Origin of the sequence: Streptococcus sp. 1343, assembly GCF_013277355.1 — a bacterium.
Taxonomy (GTDB): Bacteria; Bacillota; Bacilli; order Lactobacillales; family Streptococcaceae; genus Streptococcus; species Streptococcus pseudopneumoniae.
Genome location: NZ_VMMT01000032.1, coordinates 1 through 20477, shown reverse-complemented (window position 1 = coordinate 20477; position 20477 = coordinate 1). Strand labels below are relative to the sequence as shown.

The 20477-nt window shown below is 40.8% G+C and carries 16 protein-coding genes and 3 pseudogenes; 1 reads left to right on the top strand and 18 read right to left on the bottom strand.

Translation table 11 applies throughout. The features are described 5' to 3' along the window. Positions 1 to 12: 12 nt before the first annotated feature. From HT709_RS05350 to argR, 16 genes and pseudogenes are all read right to left on the bottom strand, one after another. Entirely contained in the window at positions 13 to 252 is a 240-nt protein-coding gene (locus HT709_RS05350; protein ID WP_000907298.1) for a hypothetical protein, read from the bottom strand. A 113-nt stretch (positions 253 to 365) separates the two neighbouring features. Further along, positions 366 to 800, bottom strand: a complete 435-nt coding sequence (locus HT709_RS05345; protein ID WP_119946796.1) for a cytidine deaminase — start codon at positions 798 to 800, stop codon at positions 366 to 368. 13 nt (positions 801 to 813) lie between these two features. Then, positions 814 to 2274 carry a glutamate--tRNA ligase gene (gltX, locus tag HT709_RS05340; RefSeq protein WP_172925577.1) on the bottom strand — a complete coding sequence of 487 codons (1461 nt, stop codon included), beginning with the start codon at positions 2272 to 2274 and terminating at the stop codon, positions 814 to 816. 127 nt (positions 2275 to 2401) lie between these two features. Then, positions 2402 to 2878 (bottom strand): annotated as a pseudogene (pgi, locus tag HT709_RS05335) (glucose-6-phosphate isomerase); the annotation flags it as partial. A gap of 446 nt (positions 2879 to 3324) precedes the next feature. Continuing rightward, positions 3325 to 3696, bottom strand: coding sequence for a PTS glucitol/sorbitol transporter subunit IIA (locus HT709_RS05330; RefSeq protein ID WP_023935311.1), 372 nt, complete (start codon positions 3694 to 3696; stop codon positions 3325 to 3327). Positions 3697 to 3794: 98 nt separating this feature from the next. After that, positions 3795 to 4775, bottom strand: coding sequence for a PTS glucitol/sorbitol transporter subunit IIB (locus tag HT709_RS05325; protein WP_020992831.1), 981 nt, complete (start codon positions 4773 to 4775; stop codon positions 3795 to 3797). 16 nt (positions 4776 to 4791) lie between these two features. After that, on the bottom strand, positions 4792 to 5334 hold the full coding sequence (locus HT709_RS05320) for a PTS glucitol/sorbitol transporter subunit IIC (RefSeq protein WP_023934057.1): 543 nt from the start codon (positions 5332 to 5334) through the stop codon (positions 4792 to 4794). Between the two features lie 15 nt (positions 5335 to 5349). Further along, complete coding sequence (locus tag HT709_RS05315; RefSeq protein WP_023934056.1) at positions 5350 to 5829, bottom strand: transcriptional regulator GutM; 480 nt, start codon at positions 5827 to 5829, stop codon at positions 5350 to 5352. Then, positions 5829 to 7655, bottom strand: coding sequence for a PTS sugar transporter subunit IIA (locus HT709_RS05310; protein WP_080673552.1), 1827 nt, complete (start codon positions 7653 to 7655; stop codon positions 5829 to 5831). The genes HT709_RS05315 and HT709_RS05310 overlap by 1 nt, the downstream gene beginning before the upstream one ends. A gap of 62 nt (positions 7656 to 7717) precedes the next feature. Continuing rightward, positions 7718 to 8518, bottom strand: a complete 801-nt coding sequence (locus HT709_RS05305) for an SDR family oxidoreductase (protein WP_023934055.1) — start codon at positions 8516 to 8518, stop codon at positions 7718 to 7720. A gap of 182 nt (positions 8519 to 8700) precedes the next feature. Beyond that, positions 8701 to 10050, bottom strand: a complete 1350-nt coding sequence (locus tag HT709_RS05300; RefSeq protein WP_172925576.1) for a glucose-6-phosphate isomerase — start codon at positions 10048 to 10050, stop codon at positions 8701 to 8703. Positions 10051 to 10220: 170 nt separating this feature from the next. Then, positions 10221 to 10910, bottom strand: coding sequence for a gamma-glutamyl-gamma-aminobutyrate hydrolase family protein (locus HT709_RS05295; RefSeq protein WP_023934053.1), 690 nt, complete (start codon positions 10908 to 10910; stop codon positions 10221 to 10223). 288 nt (positions 10911 to 11198) lie between these two features. Next, complete coding sequence (gene patB, locus HT709_RS05290) at positions 11199 to 12965, bottom strand: multidrug efflux ABC transporter subunit PatB (RefSeq protein WP_054393129.1); 1767 nt, start codon at positions 12963 to 12965, stop codon at positions 11199 to 11201. Position 12966: 1 nt separating this feature from the next. Beyond that, on the bottom strand, positions 12967 to 14673 hold the full coding sequence (gene patA, locus HT709_RS05285; protein WP_172925575.1) for a multidrug efflux ABC transporter subunit PatA: 1707 nt from the start codon (positions 14671 to 14673) through the stop codon (positions 12967 to 12969). 145 nt (positions 14674 to 14818) lie between these two features. Next, positions 14819 to 17353: a DNA mismatch repair protein MutS gene (mutS, locus tag HT709_RS05280; RefSeq protein ID WP_172925574.1), complete on the bottom strand. Its 2535-nt coding sequence runs from the start codon at positions 17351 to 17353 to the stop codon at positions 14819 to 14821. A 50-nt stretch (positions 17354 to 17403) separates the two neighbouring features. Next, a complete protein-coding gene (gene argR, locus HT709_RS05275; protein ID WP_023939905.1) occupies positions 17404 to 17850 on the bottom strand; it encodes an arginine repressor in 447 nt (148 codons plus the stop codon). A 135-nt stretch (positions 17851 to 17985) separates the two neighbouring features. Here argR and argS point away from each other — a divergent pair, with 135 nt between their 5' ends. Beyond that, positions 17986 to 19677, top strand: coding sequence for an arginine--tRNA ligase (gene argS / locus HT709_RS05270; protein WP_172925573.1), 1692 nt, complete (start codon positions 17986 to 17988; stop codon positions 19675 to 19677). A 190-nt stretch (positions 19678 to 19867) separates the two neighbouring features. Here the strand turns inward: argS and HT709_RS05265 are convergent. After that, positions 19868 to 19975 (bottom strand): annotated as a pseudogene (locus HT709_RS05265) (IS5/IS1182 family transposase); the annotation flags it as partial. 102 nt (positions 19976 to 20077) lie between these two features. Continuing rightward, a pseudogene (locus HT709_RS05260) lies at positions 20078 to 20477 on the bottom strand (transposase); the annotation flags it as partial.

The window sequence follows — 20477 nt, the reverse complement described above, 5'->3', positions numbered from 1 at the left end:
TTACACATAGATTTAAGCCCAGAAATTAATCCGTCCATTATTTGGATATACATCCCTAGCATCAACCCATTGAGCTACCGCATAACCTACATTGTAGAAAATGTTAATATAATCAAATATACGTTCAAGAAGTTCAGCTAACCGATTGCTATAAATGCCTAAACGAATAGCAGCTTTTTTAGCTACCCTACTTAAAGTAGCTTTAGCAACTGCCAATCCTTTTTTCTTTACCAAATTACCAATGCCTGCCACACCACCGGAAATAGCAGTAGCAATTAGATTTTCTACTTTTTTAAACTTTTTTCATTTTTTCAAGTACAGTTTTTCAAATTATAGTAAAAAGAGCCAGAATTATACTGACTCTTCTATTGATTATTAAACTTAGAAGCACGTTCTTCTCCCCACCAATAGGGCATTAGTTCTGCGACTTTAACTGTTTTTCTTGTATCATAGTCCATCATGACTTCTGCATCTTTATTTTCAGCGTTCAACTCCAAGAGAAATTCTCTGCAAGCTCCACAGGGCATTCCTGAACTTCCACCATAAGGTGGTTTATCTCGAAAGGCTAATACTTTTTTAACCTTAGTTTGTCCTGAAAATTGGTACATATTGAAGAGGGCCGCCCGTTCTGCACAGAGATGGAAAACACCACAGGTTCCCTCCATACAGAAACCTGTAAATATTTGTCCATCTTCTGCTTCTACTGCAGCTACAACATGATTGGCATAAACAAAGTCTGATACTTCATGTGGATTGTATAGTTTCTGTGCTTCTTCGTACATCTTTTCCCAGATGTCCATTATTGTCCCCTTCTTACTTAGAGATTTCCTTTAACATATTTTCGATATGCTGGATTGATTTTTCACGTCCAAGCAAGAAAATTGTATCTGGTAATTCTGGTCCATGCATTTCACCTGAAACTGCGATACGAATAGGCATGAAAAGATTTTTCCCTTTAATACCTGTTTCCTTTTGGACTGCTTTAATTTGTGGAAAGATATTCTCTGTCACGAATTCATCATCTGTCATCACTTCGAGTTTTGCTTTGAAGGCTTCAAGAACTGTTGGGACTGTTTCACCTGCCATGACTTCTTTCTCAGCCTCAGTTAATTCTGGGAAGTCTGAGAAGAAGAGGTCTGTCAATGGGATAATCTCATCTACTGATTTCATTTGTGGTTTATAGAGCTCAACTAATTTTTCAGCCTTGTCAGTCAATCGACCTGCTTCTTCTAGGAATGGTTTTGCCATTTCAAAGATAGTTTCTAGGTCTGCATTCTTGATATAATCATTGCTCATCCAGTCTAGTTTTTTCTGGTCAAAGGCTGCTGGAGACTTGCTGAGGCGGTTTTCATCGAAAAGTTTAATCAATTCTTCACGAGAGAAAATCTCATCTTCGCCACCTGGGTTCCAACCAAGAAGAGCAATAAAGTTAAAAACTGCTTCTGGAAGGTAGCCTTTCTTTCGGTAATCTTCGATAAATTGAAGTGTATTAGTATCACGTTTAGATAACTTCTTACCAGTCTCAGAGTTGATGATTAAGGTCATGTGACCGAACTCTGGAGCTTCCCAACCAAGCGCTTCATAAACCATGAGCTGTTTTGGTGTATTAGCAATGTGGTCGTCTCCACGGATTACGTGAGAAATTTGCATATCATGGTCATCGATGACAACGGCAAAGTTGTATGTTGGGTAACCGTCTTTCTTTTGGATAACCCAGTCACCACCGATATTGCCACCTTCAAATTCGATATCACCTTTGACCATATCATGCCACTTGTAGATACCTGACTCATTGACAGCCAAACGAACAGTTGGGATGATCCCTGCTGCTTCACGTTCTGCGATGTAAGCTGCTTTTTCTTCTTCACTCATACCAAGGTATTCATTGATGTAGCGTGGTGTTTCGCCAGCTGCTTCTTGGCGTTCGCGTTCAGCTGCCAACTCTTCTTCTGTGACGTAAGATTTGTAGGCTTTTCCTTCAGCTAACAGTTGGTCGATGTATTTTTGATACAAGTCCAAACGCTCAGACTGGCGGTAATTTTCATGTGTTTCTGGGCTTTCATCCCAATCCATACCTAACCAGCGAAGGTTTTCAAGCTGTGAACGTTCTCCATCCTCGACATGACGTTTACGGTCAGTATCTTCGATACGAATGATAAATGTTCCACCATGATGGCGTGCGTAAAGGTAGTTGAACAATGCTGTACGGGCATTCCCGATGTGTAGTAGTCCTGTTGGACTTGGTGCGTAACGTACGCGGATATCTTTTGACATAGTTTCTCCTATAAAGTCTCTAGGCATCTGCCTTTTTGCTCTCTATATTATATCACAAGTCTTGGCTGAGTCCAATTTCTATGGATAAAGAGAGTAAAAAGAGTGGGCAAACCACTCTTTTCTTCTATTATAGACGTGCGTTAAGTTCTTTGCTTAATTCTTCAAATCCTGGTTTTCCAAGAAGGGCAAACATGTTACGTTTGTAAGCTTCAACACCTGGTTGGTCAAATGGGTTGATAGCATTCAAGTAACCTGAAAGGGCAATTGCCAATTCGAAGAAGTAGATAGTGTAACCAAGAGTGAAGGCATCTTGCTCTGGAAGAGTCACGTACATGTTTGGTACATCACCATCTGTGTGGGCAAGAAGAACACCGTCAGTCGCTTTTTTGTTTACAAAGTCAACGTCTTTTCCTTGAAGGTAACCAAGTCCGTCAAGGTCTTCTTCCAAGCTAGGGATAATCACGTTCTTACGAGGTTTGTCAACACGGACAACTGTTTCAAACATGATGCGAGTTCCTTCTTGGATAAATTGACCCAATGAGTGCAAGTCAGTTGAGAAGTTAGCTGAAGTTGGGTAGATACCTTTTTGGTCTTTTCCTTCTGTTCAGGCACCCCTTGTAGATGCATCTGCTGGAAATTCCCTTGCACTGGCTGGCTAGTTTGATTGACTTGCCAAGCCCTTTGCGCTTGACCTTGACCGTCTTATTCTGGCATGCTTTTCTCCTTATAAATTTTGTTGATTTGTCATATTGCGAAAACATTGAAAAACAATGACAAATTTCACAATATTATAATATAAATTATTTTTCCTATCAAAAAAGAGAGTGGGAAAGAACTTCAAACAAGTTAAAAAGTTCGTCTTCCACCTCCCCCCGCACAGTTGATCAGGCAATCTTTGGGACTTACAAAGCGAAGGAAGATGCCAATCAACCACTAAGTTATCTGTTTTTTTAAATTTAGACTCAAAAGCCTGGACTTTTTGCCCAGGCTCTGATTCAAGTTTTTAGACTCTTATTTTTCTAGTATTCTTAATTAGATATTTTATCTTACTTAGGCAGCTTCGAAAATCTGAATGGTAGAACCTTTCTCAAGTACTACTGCTTGGTCTGCTGCGACATGGAGTGTACCAGGAAGGCTCCCCTCTTTTGAACCATCAAAAGAAATCGTGATATGCCCCAGTCCAGTTAAATTTTTTTCTACTACATTTCCTACGGCAGTAATCGAATATTCCTGACTATCTACGACCAGCTTTCCACCTTCTAGTATTGCACCTAGAAGATTTTTGTTATCGATTTTAAAACAATACTCTGCTAAATCTTCCGGAGCTTCTTCTCCAAATAAAATGAGCATATTAGCGTCTTGAATCATATTCTGAGCTTCAAGCCCCACTTGAATTACTTTAGCTTCAAAAATTTTCTTCATCTAATTCCTATTCATCCTTTCTCAAATCTGTCATAAACTTATGCTTATAGATAAGTTTAACATAATAGTTGCTGTGTTTACGTGCATCTATCAAAGTTCTACTGATAAAGGCCAATACTAGCTATCCAAGCTACTAGCACCCGCGGAACACCATTGAGAAAGCGTGAATAAAGTACAGAAGGAACACCAACCTCAACTGTTTCAGCTTTGGCTTCAGATAGACCGAGTGCTACAGGGATGAAATCACAACCGTTTTGGGTGTTGATAGCAAATATAGCTGGTAGAGCCATTTGGGGTGGAATATTTCCTTTTCCGATTTCGACTCCAATTAAGGTTCCGATAATCTGACTGATAACAGCTCCGGGGCCTAACAAAGGAGATAGGAATGGCAAGGAACAGATAAAGCCAATCAAAATGAGCCCCCAGATGTTCCCCGCCAGGGGAACCATTAATTTTGCCAGCCAATTTCCAACACCTGAACCTTGAATAACCCCAATCAGCAAGGAAACAAAGGCCATGAAAGGAATGATTGTATTGAGCATTGTCTGAATGGCTTCACGAGCAGCCTGGTTGAAAGTCGCAACGACCTTCCCAGCGCCCATCCCAATTCGTGCTACAATACTTGTTTCAGCTTTTTGCTCTGTAATTTTTTTACTAGTATCGTAAGTTGGCTTTTCAGTTACCACAGTTGTCGCTTTTTCGTCTTCATTAGCAGCAGAAATTTGATTAAGGCCAACTGCTGACACATAGATTTCCTCGGTGATATATTGAGCTAGAGGGCCACTTTTCCCTGTAGCGACAATATTGATTGTAGGGATCCCCTTTTTAGGATAAATACCGCAGCGAAGAGTACCGCCGCAATCTACGATTGCTAAAGCAATTTCCTCATCTGGGATAGAAGTTTTAAACCCGTTAACAGCTTCCATACCGGTCAAATCAGCAATTTTATCTACAATATCTGGCTTTTCTCCGCCACCAGTGATATAGATGAATTTATGCTTAGCCTCACTAGGTGTAATGACCAAAGGGCCCCCGAAACCACCATTTCCTTTAACAACTTTTATACTCTTATATGACATAATTTCACTCTTTCTATCAATCAAATGTTTTACTCAAGGTAACACCTTGCTGTTTTGCTACATAAGCAGTTGTAAAATCGGTTACCCAACCGCCTACAAAGTTCATGACAATCCCAACAAGCATGTAACGAATGGCTAAGTCCGTTTGACTTAAACCTAAATTTTGAATTCCTGTTGCAATTCCCACCCATACAAACAACTCCCCAGGATTGATATGCGGGAATACACCATTTGAAGTATGGCAGAACTGCATCTGAGCTGCTACAAAACTAGGTTTATAATATTCTGGTAAGAAACGTCCCATACTAATCGCCATCGGATTCCCCAGCATAAAGGCTGAAATGAAAGGTAAAATCATATACCGGCTAACAGGATTTTTGGCAGAAATCTTAGCTAGGGAATTGACCTTCTCTTCTCCCAAGAAAGCGATAAGGGTATTCATTGCAATCAATAGCATCAAGACAAGAGGTACAATATTTGTCATCCAGCTAATAAAGGTTTCTCCACCTAATTGGAAGAGTTTCATAAAACTCTCTGCAAATTCTGTAATATAATTCATAAGTAACTCCTTTTCTTATTTTTTTTTAAATAACTGTTTAATAGATAATTGTAAGTAAGCCGCATAAAAGCCGAATCCCAGAAAAGAATCAGAAGAACTTGTCTCTTTCTCAATACCTGCCTCATGCCAAAGATAGACTTTTCTAGCATCTTCTATAGCTGATTGCATCAACTTATTTTCTTTTCTCACAAGAGGATTATACTTGTCAAAATAATGGATGTCTTCTCCAACATAATCGTCCATATTTTGAAAACGCGCTAAGATTGTGACTCCTTGCATTTTGCTAGCTTTAAGAACCCGACCGTTTTCATCAACCGCGAACATGACAATCGTACCGGATTTGATTCTTCCGGATTTCCTGCCAATCGCTACGCGCCCCAGTTTCCGGAGCATCGTATAGGTCTTATTGAAGTCTTTCAGTTGCTGCCAGCCGAGGAACATTTGAAATATATAAGCTGCCATGACAAATACAGCGAAAATTATTATCGAATTCATTAAAATACTCCTTTGCTCTTAGAAAATGATAGAAACTCTGTCTCTGTTTCTACAGCCCTCAATGCTTCTTTTAGAGAAGGCTCTCCTGCAATTCGAAAAATGTCGTCATACAATTCCAGCAATTCACTTTCCATTTTTCTTTCAATTTCTGAGGGTATGGCGACTAGAAAGATAAATTCAATCCATTCATCTCCTTTTTGATAAGGCTCTTCTAGTTTTCCGAACATTAAAATAGTCTTTGCATAACCCTGGTTAATTGTATGGGGGAACGCAATTCCTCCACCAAAAATGGTTGATTGCTTTTTCTCCCTATCAATTATCCGATTTCTAAAACCTTCATCAATCATCTGAAGTTTCTCTAACTCCGCAGACATATTTAGCAAGTATTGCTGATAGGTTTTTTGGGGGCTTAATCGAATAAAACGTAAGCTGACTGTTTCTAGATTTTTTTGATGAAAAGCATTGGCTTTCTGCCATTCTTCCTGCAGCCATTGATCATCAAAAAGATGATTAACTTGAATGACTGGAGATTTAGAATCTTTATATTTTAGAGGAACTGTCGTAAAAATCGCGAAATAGTCCTGATTCAATTCCACATTAAAATCCTCTTCAGAATACTGAGTAATGTCTACATCATTTCCAATGACTCGTCTGAGTTGCTGGATAATCATCGCAGCAGTTCCTCTTCCTGTTGTGCAAACCACAGCTATCTGCTTGCGAGAACCCTTAACAGCAGAATTTTGTTTTCTTAAAATCATTTCAAAATACAAAGCCAGATATCCGATTTCAGATAATTCCAATTCAGAACCAAAAATTGTAGATAGTTCTTCTCCAGCAATTTTCGCCATTTCAAAAGCAAAAGGATATTGAGTTTGAACCTCGCCATGAAATATATCATTAGCTTGCACATGGAAAATCAGCCGATTGATTAAGGACCCTAAATGAGACTTGATTTCTTCAAATAATTCTTCATCATCAAAGTGAACCAACATAGTTTCTTTGACTTTCTTGACAATCCCTTGAAAAATGTATGCAAGCTGTTCAGATTGATAAGACGGCTTGCTTAAAGTGTCAATAAAACGGACATTAAACGGAAAACACAAAAAGTCTATCTCAAACTGACTGAGGGAAATCTTATAAGTCACCTCAATATGATAGATTAATTTCTCAGCCAAATGTGTCTCTGTTAAATCATTCCTATAGTAGGGAATAGGACAATTCAACACCCTAGATGTATGAATACGATCCACCATAATTGAAAGGGTCTTTCGAAGGAGCTCCTGTGTTTCTTTAGGGATTTTATAATCCTGGACTAGCGTCTCCAGAAAAGAAGATGTTGCCTCAGTGAGTGTCCTTCCTTCAAAGTAAGGAGCCACTTGGTGAATATAGAGCAAGCGCAAATTCAGCTCGCTCCCCAAGACCTCCAGCCCACGATTGGGCTTTCCTGAAATAGTGATAGAGTAACTCTCTGCCAAAGATTTTACTTGTTTTAAATCCTTGTTAAGGGTACTTCTACTAACACCTACTTCCTCAGCCAAATCGTCAATAAGAAGAGGGGAGGTTGACTCAATTAAACGTTTTAGCAAATAGGCGATTCTTTTACTGGAAGAATTGAAGTCACTCTCCTGTTTTAAACTACCAGATAAAATCTTTTCCAACTCTGTATAGTCATACACTTCTAACATTAATTGATCATCTTGTGAGATAATCTGGATATTAGGAGCCAAAACATCATTTAATTGTTGGATACTCTTTTGCAAGGTTTGCATACTAATATCCAGCTCCGAGCGCATATCTACCAAGAAATAAGTTGGCTGTGAGACCATTTTTTCTAAAATGTTATACCATCGATTTACTAAGGTCAACTCTCTTCCTCACCTTCATTTTTTTAACCGCGAGTTTTACCTCCGGCAATATTTGTAGTGACACCTGTTATATAGCTAGAACGGTCTGAAATATAGAACGCTACAAGATCAGCTACTTCCCGTAGTTTCCCACTCCGTCCCAATGGAGTCGTTGAAGTTGAAGCATAACCAGCTCGAATATCTTCTACCGTCTTTCCACGGGTATAAGCAAGAGCTTCCTCGTAAGAAAGAGTTCGAAGACCCGTAGCTTCCATAATTCCTGGAGCAATTCCAACCACACGTACACCATGTTTACCAAGCTCTTTCGCCCATGAACGAGTGTAACTATAGACTGCTGCTTTCGTGGCAGCATAGGCACTTTGTCCTTCAGAACCTTCCAAGCCTGCTTCTGAAGCCATGTTTACAATTACACCTTTTCTATTTTGAACCAGAATCCGGCCTACTGCCTGGCTAACCAAATACAGACCTTTTTGGTTAATCATTGTTACTTTTTCAAACGTTTCATCGTCTAACTCGTAAGGACCTTTAGGATTTTCTGCATCAATTAATAATCTAGGGACATTAATCCCCGCATTGTTGACCACCGCATCAATATTGCCAAATCTTTCAACTATTTTAGCGACTCCTACTTCTACTTCAGAGCGAGAAGTTACATCAACTTTTACAAATAATAGATTCGGGTGACGCAAATCGTTGTCGCTAAGGTCAAAATTCGCTACATTGACACCTAATTCCAGCAATTCTTCAACGATTGCCTTACCGATCCCAGATGACGCACCCGTCACAAGAACTGTTTTGCCTTTTATATTTAACCAATCATTCATTTTGATACCTCTCAAGTTTTATTTACAAGGCAATTATACAGCGCTTTCATAAAAGAATTAAGACACTCTTTTTTACACTGTTCAAAAAAATGATAAACTAATTAAAAGGCTTGTACTAAAAATCCACAAGAAATGAACTTGTGGATCTTTTTTATTCTGAATTAGCTCAACATATATGAGAATCAAAGACGTGCATTCAGTTCTGCACCGAGCTCTTCAAATCCAGGTTTCCCAAGAAGGGCAAACATATTTTTCTTATAGGCTTCAACACCTGGCTGGTCAAATGGATTGATACCATTCAGGTAGCCAGAAAGAGCAATAGCCAATTCAAAGAAGTAGATAGTGTAGCCCAAAGTGAACTCATCTTGCTCAGGCAGTGTCACAAACATATTTGGAACTCCACCATCAGTGTGTGCTAACAGCACCCCATCTGTCGCTTTTTTGTTTACAAAGTCAACGTCTTTTCCTTGAAGGTAACCAAGACCGTCCAAGTCTTCTGCCAATTCAGGAATCAGCACATTTTTGCGAGGTTTATCTACACGGATAACTGTTTCAAAGAGGATACGAGTTCCTTCTTGGATAAATTGACCCAATGAGTGCAAGTCAGTTGAGAAATTAGCTGAAGTTGGGTAGATACCTTTTTGATCTTTTCCTTCTGACTCACCAGCCAATTGTTTCCACCACTCTGAGAAGTATTGAAGTGATGGCTCGTAGTTTACCAAGATCTCAGTTGCATAGCCTTTACGGTAAAGGATGTTACGAACTGCTGCGTATTGGTAAGCTTCGTTTTCAGAGATTTTATCTGAAGTGTAGTCTTTGCGAGCTGCATTCGCACCTTCCATAAGGGCTTTGATGTCAGCTCCTGATGCTGCGATTGGAAGCAAACCAACGGCTGTCAATACTGAGAAGCGTCCACCGATATCATCTGGAACAACAAATGTTTCCCAACCGTTAGCGTCTGCTTCAACCTTAACAGCACCTTTTTGGCGGTCAGTTGTTGCGTAAATACGTTTGTTGGCTTCTTCTTGACCGTATTTCTTAACCAAGAGTTCTTTGAAGACACGGAAAGCAATCGCTGGTTCAGTTGTTGTACCTGATTTAGAAATCACGTTTACTGAGAAGTCTTTGTCAGCTACGTACTCTACCAAGTCAGCAAGGTAAGTAGATGAGATTGAGTTTCCTGCGTAAAGGATTTGTGGAGCCTTGCGTTCTTCTTTTGTTTGCAAGTTTGCAAAGTGGTGGTTCAAGAAGTCGATTGCTGCTTTGGCACCAAGGTAAGATCCACCGATACCGATCACAACTAAAACATCGCTGTCTGATTTGATTTGCTCAGCAGCTTTCAAGATACGGTCAAATTCTTCGCGGTCGTAGTTTTCAGGAAGGTCCAACCATCCCAAAAAGTCGCTACCAGCACCAGTTCCTTTACGAATCAATTCATCTGCTGCTGTTACTTGTGATTGCATGTATTCCACTTCATGTGGTGCAACAAATTTGTCTAAAACTTTTGAATAATCAAATTTAATATGTGACATGTTATTCCTCCAATATTTCTTCTTTTCTATCATAACGCTTACCTTCGTTTTTTTCAAGCTTTTTTGTCGAATTTCTCCAATTTTTATCAGAATTCAAACGTTTGCGTAAAAATGTCACATTCCAAAAATTTTGAAAAAATAAAAGAAAGAACGACTAGATGTTCCAGTCGTTACAGTTCATTCAATAAATACTCAAATAATTCTAAATTACCATCTTCTTCATTAACCAGAAACTCTGGATGCCACTGCAAACCGATAATGCGGTGTTCGTCGATAGATTCAATCGCTTCAATGGTTTGATCTCTCGGATCAATAGCAGTTACACGGAAATTAGATGCCAATTCTTTGATACTCTGACGATGGACGGAATTGACCTGACTTTCTTTTCCAAATAGCTTGGCAACCACGCTTCCTTCCACTGTCTCAATAGAGTGAGATGTTCCGAAAGGTAGTCCTTGCCAGTGACCTTCGATTTCTTGATTGAGGGTTCCACCAAAGGCAACATTGACAAGTTGAACACCGCGACAGATTGCCATAATTGGTTTATTCTGACGGAGTGCTTCTTTCAAGAGTGCCAATTCAAATTCATCACGGACCAGATTATAATCATCGCTCTCGATGGTCTTTTTCTCTCCATAAAACTGAGGATGAACATTTTGGCCTCCTGTCAAAATCAATTTGTCAATCATTTCTACATAATCGCGTACAACTGACTCATCACCAACAGGAATGACTAGAGGGAGACCACCGACTTGACGAATGCTCTCTGCGAATCTACAAGATACAGATGAATGAATGTTTTTGCCTTCTGTGTCTACGGGACATAGATTTGCAGCAACTCCTACAACGGTTCTAGGCATGATGTCTCTCCTTTCGAATATTAATACTCTTCGAAAATCTCTTCAAACCACGTCAGCATCGCCTTACCGTATATATGTTACTGACTTCGTCAGTTCTATCTACAACCTCAAAGCAGTGCTTTGAGCAACCTACGGCTAGCTTCCTAGTTTACTCTTTGATTTTCATTGAGTATAACGATAGTCCTATCATATCACTCAAAGCGTCTTTCGTCTAATATGTTTTTTTTAAGACTGTGATAAAAATTTTTTATGGACAAGAAAAAGCTGCCCCATAGGACAACTTCTTTCTTATTCAAAAACAAATTGATTGTGATAGAGTTCTGAGTAGAATCCACCTAGTTTCAAGAGTTCATGGTGGTTACCACGTTCAATGACCTCTCCATCTTTAAGGACAATAATCTGATCAGCATTGAGAATAGTTTTCAAGCGGTGGGCAATAACGAAACTGGTTTTGCCTGCTACAACTGCCTCCATGGCATGCTGAATCTTGCTTTCTGTCACCGTATCTACGTTTGAAGTGCCTTCATCGAGAATGAGAACTTCTGGATCTGTCATCAGGGTTCGAGCAATGGAAATCAATTGCTTCTGCCCTGTCGAGAAGATACTCTGCTCATCATCAATAAGAGTATCGTACTTATCAGGCAAACTTTCGATATAGTCGTGAATGTGGCTTGCTTTAGCTGCTGACTCAACCATTTCCTGACTGGCATCTGGCACACCGAAACGGATATTGTCTCGAATGGTTCCGCTAAAAAGAACGGAATCTTGCAAGACAATTCCCACTTTACTTCTAAGACTATCTAAATCATAGTCACGAATGTCTTTATCATCAAAATAAATACCGCCAGCATCAACATCATAAAAGCGATTGATAAGGTTCATAATAGTGGTTTTCCCTGAACCCGTTGGCCCAACAACTGCAGTCATCTGGCCTTTAGGGGCAGAAATGTTGACATCTTTCAAAATAGGTTTATCAGGCAAGTATGAAAAATCGATATGACTGATTTCAACACCTTCTTGCAACTGAGTGAAGATTGGAGCCTTTTCAGGTCGGATTTCTTCCTCTGCATCAAACATTTCCTGTATCCGTTCAGCCCCTGTAAAGGCCAACTGAAGACTTCCCCAACTAGCTGCAACTTGAATAATAGGCTGGTAGTACTGCTGTGAAAATTGGGCAAACATCACAATCAAACCTAGGGCTGTACTTGTTTCAATAGTCTTATCGTTTAATAGAACGGCCGAACCAGCAAAGATAACGACGGCTGTATTAACCAGACTCATCCCATTCATGACAGGGAACAGAATTCCTGAGAACATCCTTCCTTTAAAGGTTGCCTTGCGTACGCGCTCATTTTGTTCAAGAAATCCTGCCATCATATCCTCTTGAATTCCTTGCACAATCACGGCTTTTTGGCCTGAGATACTCTCATCCATATAGGCGTTGAGCTTCCCTACCTCTTTCTGCTGGAGATTGGTGTATTTGCGTGCCATTTTCACGATGAAAATCAGCATAAGGAAAGCCAATGGGGTGCTGGCAATGGTGATAAGAGCCAGCGTCACATTTCTCGAAAACATGACAAGAATCAGACCAATGTATAAAACAATATTGCTCATGACCTGAATCAAGCTTTCGTTAAAGGCTTGGAGGATATTATCCAAATCACTGGTAAAATGAGACAGGATATCGCCATCTTGTCGACGGTCAAAGAAAGAAACCGTCAACTGAGCAAGCTTACCAAAGAGACCTTTGCGCATCTCGTTGGTCGATTCTGCAATCACGCGCGTCATGAGACACATGTATATGACACTAGAAATAAATAAAACCAAAACCAGCAGACCAAGATTGACCATGATTCCTGATAGGCTTTGCCAAACAAGTTCTGGATTGCCATCTTGATAAGCTTGGACTAAATTAACTAGTTGCGTCACTGCTTGTCCAGAAAAGACCGGAAATAGGGCTTGAGCAAGAGTCGCCAGAACAATCATCAGGATAACAACTACAAATGATAGCTTATAAACTTTAAAATAATTCCAAAAAAATTGAACTGTCTTCATTTTACTCCTCCTTTCCTTTCTGTGTTTCGTAGATTTCACGGTAAACAGCATTGTTGGCAACCAAGTCTGCATGCGTACCTTGACCAATCAATCGTCCTTGATTTAGAACCAAGATTTTATCTGCATGGACAACCGAGCTAATCTTTTGCGCGATGATAATGGTTGTTGTTCCCTTCAAGTCCTTATTCAAGGCTTCTTGAACCAGGCGCTCTGACTTAGCATCCAAGGCCGAGGTCGAATCGTCAAAAATCAGAATACGTGGATTGCTGACAATCCCACGCGCAATCGACATCCTTTGTTTTTGTCCACCTGAGAAGTTGGTTCCTCGTTCCTCAACTGGACTTTCAAAGGTTTTCTCCATACGATGAATGAATTCACTGGCTTGGGCAATAGTGGCTGCACGCTCCATTTCAAATAGAGTAGCATCTCCCTTACCCTGTCTCAAGTTATCTGCAATCGTTCCACTGAAGAGAATGGCACGTTGGAGAACGATAGACACTGTTTTACGCAGGGTTCCTTCACTCACTTCTCGAATATCCTTGCCACCGATTTTAATAGAGCCTTCTTGCGGATCAAAGAGACGTGGAATCAATTGAGCCAAGGTTGACTTCCCTGCACCAGTCGCTCCAACGACACCAACCATTTGACCAGATTCAATAGTAAAGCTCACATCTTTCAGCATCGGTTCCTTATCCATTGGATAGGTAAAGGTTACATTTTCAAAGCTAAGACTTCCGACCAACTCTTCATCTGGCACATCCTTGAAGGTCATAGCTGGCTCTGCGTCAAGAATTTCTCGAATACGACGCATAGAAATCATGGCACGGCTGACAGAATTCCCTAAAAATCCAACCATAACAATGGTAAAGATAATCTGGCTCAGGTAATTAACAAAGGAAGCAATAGAGCCAACAACTGATGGATCCGACTGAACCATCCCTGCAACTAGCCAAATAGAGAGGAATACCGCCCCATAACCGACCAACATCATGAAAGGTTCCACTACTGAAAAAGCATAACCGATGTAAAGATTTTGACCGAGAAGCTCGTCTGAAACTTCCGTAAACTTAGCAAACTGCTCTTTTTCTTGGACAAAGGACTTGACCACACGAACGCCACGCAGATTTTCCTTGGCAATGGCATTGATGCGTTCAAGAAGGGTTTGAAACTTGGCAAAACGAGGCCCCATCATTCCCATCATGACGGCAGTCAAGCCAAAAATTAAGATTACCATGAGAACAATTACCCACCACAGAGAAGGTAGGGTTTGAACCGCCAGGATAAAGGAACCGATGAACAAGAGGGGAAGTCTGAAAAGAATCTGGAAGGTCATCATGACCACGTTCTGAATCTGGTTGATGTCATTTGTCATGCGAACGACTAGATTTCCCGCATTAAATTGTTCAATATTAGCATAAGAAAAGGTTTGGATTTTACGGAAGGCATCCTCCCGAAGGTCAGATGAAACTCCTTGGGCAATATAGGCTGCAAGGACAACATTGAGACCACCAGCAACCAGACCGACTACGGCCACACCAATCAACCAAGCCCCGATACTATAAATAGCTTCATATTTTCCAGCAAGGAGGGCGTCTAAGACTTCCTGCAGATAACGCGGTTGCAGAAGTGAACTAGCAACCATCAAGCCTGTCATCAGAAGCGAAGTCAAGGCCTGCCACTTGTAGGTTTTTATTTTCTGAATCAGCATACTTTCTCCTTAAAAAATAGACAAAAGGGAGCGACAATGTGTCAGCTCCTTCTCATTCTGTTTGTGTGATGTTATTCTAGCAAAAAAGTGGGGGATTGTCAAAGAAGTCTCCTTGATACAGCTAGAATGACTAGTAATTTTCTCTTTATAGTTTCTGTTTTAACTCGACCAAGACATTCATAGCCTGCATAGGTGTCATATTGTAAACATCCAGTTTAGCTAATTCTGCTAGGATAGGATGTTCTTCAGTCGTATCAAAGAGTGAAATTTGTTCTGAGACAGTACTTGTTTGTTTCATAGGAGCAGGACTTTCTTGCCCCTGACTCTCCAGTTGCGTTAAAATCTTATCCGCTCTCGCTAAAAGATCAGCCGGTAAACCAGCAATCTTGGCAACATGGATACCATAGGATTTATCAGCTGGCCCTGGTTCAATCTTGTGAAGGAAGGTGACCTGCCCATCCTGCTCCAAGGTTGCCACGTGGACATTGACCAAGTGTTGTAAACTAGACTCCAGACTAGTCAACTCATGGTAGTGGGTCGCAAAGAGGGTCTTGGCTCCGATATGTTCATGGATGTATTCGATGATGGACTGGGCAAGAGCCATCCCGTCATAAGTTGCAGTTCCACGACCTAACTCATCAAAAAGAATCAAGGAATTCTTTGTTGCATGCGAAATGGCATTGTTGGCCTCCATCATCTCCACCATGAAGGTTGATTGGCCTGAAACCAAATCATCGGCTGCTCCGATACGGGTAAAGATAGCATCAAAAATAGGTAAATGGGCACTTTCTGCTGGCACATAAGAGCCCAACTGGGCCATTATCGCCGTCATGGCTAACTGACGCATGTAGGTTGACTTCCCGCTCATGTTGGGTCCTGTAATCAGTTGAATACTGGTATCTTCTACCATCTGAATCGTATTGGGAATATAGGTCTGAGCCCCCATAACCTTTTCAACGACAGCATGGCGCCCTTTCTGGATATCAATTCGCGAATCATCTCCGAATTCAGGTCGAATCAAATGCTGGGTTTCAGCTACAACCGCCAGACTTTGCAAGACATCAACGGTCGCAATTCCTTGAGCTAGAGCCTGCAAACGCTGAATGTACTTGCCGACCTCTTCACGAATGCGCATAAAAATTTCGTACTCTAGGTTAGCTGACTTCTCACGCGCCTCCAACATGTCGCCTTCGATACGAGCTAATTCCTCGGTACCGAAGCGTTCTGAGTTTTTCAGCGTCGCCTTGCGGAAAAAGTGAGCAGGCACATTTCCCAGTTGTGAATTGGTCACATGGAAATAGTAGCCATCCTTTTTATTATAGTCAATCTTGAGCGTACTGATACCAGAGTTTTCGCGTTCCTTAGCCTCAATCTCAGCAATCCAGCTAGTCCCTTCTCTGAGAACGCGACGGTACTTGTCTAAAGTCTCATCAAAGCCAGTCCGGATAATTCCACCATCTGTAATCACATGAGGAGCTTCAGGAGCAATCGCTGCGCTAATCAAACTCTCCAACTCAGGGATTGCATCCAGTTGTGCGATGAGATAGGCTAGAGCAGGTTGCTCCATCCCTTCTAAAATCACACGAATCCGTGGCACACTAGACAAGGTAGTCGCCAACTGCAAGAGATCCTTGGGATTGGTTTTACCAAAAGAAACCCGACTAGCCAAACGTTCGATGTCATAAACACCCTTGAGACTGTCTGTCAAATCACTACGCTCAAAGAAATGGCCGAGAAAGACCTGCACTACTTCTTGACGTTGGACGATTCGTTCCTTATCAATCAAAGGACGATGAATCCAAGAACGCAAGAGCCGCATACCCATAGCTGTTTTGGTTTCATCCAAAAGCCAGAAAAGACTGCCTTGCTTCTTGCCTGAACGAGCATTCTCAACCAAATCCAGACTAGCCTTGGTCGCATAATCCATCTGCAAAAAATCTTTGATTTCATAGCGGATAACAGGCTTGAGGTGGTTCAATTCCCTCATCTGAGTCCGATGAACATACTGGAGCAATTTACTAGATGCCGCTTGCTCCACCGTTGCCAATCGCGAATCCAGTAAATGAAGGTCTTCAAAGTTTTCTTTTTCATAAGAGAGCACCAGATTCATCTGGCGGCTGAGGATTTGTTCTTCTTCCTCAGACAAGTCATAGCCCAACACCACTTCTCGCGCCTTGAGATTACGGATTTCCCCACAAACCAGCGTGAAATCCAAAAGACCTGTCACATAAAAGTCACCCGTCACCAGGTCCATATAAGCTAGGCCAAATTGATTGCCTTCGCGGTCTATGGCAACCAAAAAATTATTCTGACTGTCCAGCTTACTGCTATCGACCACTGTCCCTGGCGTAATAACCTGAACAACTTCTCGTTTCACAACCCCAACCGCTTGTTTAGGATCTTCCATCTGCTCTGCGATAGCCACCTTATAACCCTGCTCAATCAAGACATCGATATACTGTTGGGCAGAATGATAGGGGACACCCGCCATAGGAATCGGATTGTCGGCATTCTTGTTGCGACTCGTTAAGGAAATTTCCAGAATCTGCGCAGCATTGACCGCATCCTCATAAAATAATTCATAAAAATCACCCATCCGAAAGAGCAAAAACGCATCTGGATATTGCTTTTTAATCTCCACATACTGTTGCATGCCAGGTGATAGCTTTTCTGTCGCCATTGTCCGTCTCTCCTTGTCAAAAATAAGTCTTGAGAGCAACTCTCAAGACCTTACTTATCTTTCATCAAATCTAGCAAACGATCTTCCATGAGTTTGGCAACGTGCTGGTCTCGACAAATGACCAATAAGGTATTGGCACCAGCAACTGTTCCTAAAATCCATTCATCCTTGTTTGCATCTACAATATTTGCCAAAACAGAAGCTTCTCCCAGTTTGGTATGAAGCACCAAGGTAAACTCTGCTCTTGCAACACCTTCTAAATGATGAGACAAAAATTCCACCAAATCAATCTTTTCTGTCTCATTTGCTAGTACATAATACACCATATCATTTTTCTTGACCTTGGTCAAGCCGATTTCGCGCAAATCACGAGACAGGGTTGTCTGCGTCACACAAACATTGTGTGCCTCCAACCGATCTTGAATTTCTTTTTGTGTACTTAATTTCTCCTCAGTAATCATTTTTTTTATTAACTGATGACGATCTCTTTTTCTCATAAAATCCTCTTATGTGAATATTTATAACTATTTTTATAACTATATTATACCAAAAAAATAGAAGATTTCAAAAATTTTTTCTTCTTTCTTTAAAATTGTGATAAAATAGTAGAAAAGTCCAAAAAGGAGCTCTTAATGAATACAAAAGAATTGATTGCTAGCGAATTGGCTAGCGTCATTGATAGCCTGGACCAAGAGGCTATTTTAAATTTACTGGAAACCCCTAAAAACTCAGAAATGGGAGACATTGCTTTCCCTGCTTTTTCTCTTGCAAAAGTCGAACGTAAAGCACCTCAAATGATTGCGGCTGAACTGGCTGAAAAAATTAACAGCCAAGCCTTTGAAAAGGTTGTTGCAACAGGACCTTACGTCAACTTTTTCCTTGATAAATCTGCCATTTCTGCTCAAGTATTGCAAGCTGTTATCACTGAAAAAGAACACTATGCTGATCAAACTATTGGCAAACAAGAAAATGTTGTTATCGATATGTCTAGTCCCAATATCGCTAAGCCATTCTCTATTGGCCACCTACGCTCAACTGTTATCGGAGATAGCTTGTCACATATTTTCCAAAAAATCGGTTATCAAACAGTCAAGGTCAACCACTTGGGAGACTGGGGTAAACAGTTTGGGATGTTGATTGTTGCCTACAAAAAATGGGGCGACGAAGAAGCTGTAAAAGCTCATCCAATTGATGAACTTCTTAAACTCTATGTCCGCATCAATGCTGAGGCTGAAAATGACCCTAGCTTGGATGAAGAAGCGCGCGAATGGTTCCGTAAACTGGAAAATGGAGATGAGGAAGCCCTCGCTCTCTGGCAATGGTTCCGTGATGAAAGTTTGGTGGAATTTAACCGCCTTTACAATGAATTGCAGGTTGATTTTGACAGCTATAACGGAGAAGCCTTCTACAACGATAAGATGGATGCAGTTGTAGACATTCTTTCTGAAAAAGGCCTTCTTGTTGAATCAGAAGGTGCCCAAGTTGTGAATCTTGAGAAATATGGAATTGAACATCCAGCCCTTATCAAAAAATCTGATGGTGCAACTCTCTATATCACACGTGACTTGGCTGCAGCCCTTTACCGTAAAAACGAATACCAATTTGCTAAATCTATCTACGTAGTTGGTCAAGAGCAATCTGCCCACTTTAAACAGCTCAAAGCTGTCTTGCAAGAGATGGGCTACGATTGGAGTGACGACATTACTCATGTTCCTTTTGGTTTGGTTACAAAAGAAGGGAAAAAACTCTCTACCCGTAAAGGGAATGTCATCTTGCTAGAGCCCACTGTTGCAGAGGCTATTAGTCGTGCCAAAGCCCAAATTGAAGCTAAAAATCCTGAACTTGAAAATAAAGATCAGGTAGCCCATGCTGTCGGGGTAGGAGCCATTAAGTTCTATGACCTCAAGACCGACCGTACAAATGGATACGATTTCGACCTAGAAGCTATGGTATCCTTCGAGGGTGAAACTGGTCCTTATGTTCAATATGCCTATGCTCGTATCCAATCGATCTTACGTAAAGCAGACTTCAAACCAGAAACAGCTGGCAACTATAGCTTGAATGATACTGAAAGCTGGGAAATCATTAAACTCATTCAAGACTTCCCACGTATTATCAACCGTGCGGCAGATAACTTTGAACCTTCTATCATTGCTAAATTTGCAATTAACCTAGCTCAATCCTTTAACAAATACTATGCACATACACGTATCTTGGATGAAAGCCCAGAACGCGACAGCCGTCTAGCCCTCAGCTACGCAACCGCAGTCGTTCTCAAAGAAGCCCTTCGCTTGCTTGGAGTAGAAGCGCCAGAGAAGATGTAAATCGCCAAAGTTACTTGATTGCAAAGCAATCTAAGTAACTAACGCCAAATCCTATTCGGACTTTGGCTAGGCGCTTCACTAGTTTTAGGACATAAATATGATCGATTTATGTTTCTTTACGTCGTAACCAGAGACACTTGCCTAAACGCTTCACTAATTCACCTAACCAAATAATAGACTTCCTGCAAAACTAGAATCCTAGTTCATGATTGATAATACCAGCAATCAAATTCATTCGTAATCCGAAGCGTTTACGATGATTTCGATAGGTTGTTGAAAATATTTTAAACGTTTTCATAGTGAAATGAAATAAGAACAGGACAAATCAATCAAGACAGTCAAATCGATTTCTAACAATGTTTTAGAAGTAGAGGTGTACTATTCTAGTTTCAATCTACTATACTTTGTCAAAAATACTCTCAACCTTGATTCTCTCCTTAGATAGCGCATGGTTACAGGCTTTATCTTCAGCTATTAGCGGCTTGAGTTTGCTGGATTTACGTGGAGTTTGTGCTTGAGGATATATCTTCATGAGCCCTTGATAACCACTGTCAGCCAAGATTTTACCAGCTTGTCCGATATTTCTGCGACTCATTTTGAACAACTTCATATCATGACAATAGTTCACAGCGATCTCCAAAGAAACAATTCTCCCTGGACTTGTGACAATCGCTTGAGCCTTCATAGCGTGGCATTTCTTTTTACCAGAATCATTCGCTAATTGTTTTTTAAGGCGATTGATTTTTACTTCCGTCGCATCAATCATTACCGTATCCTCAGAACTGAGAGGAGTTCTTGAA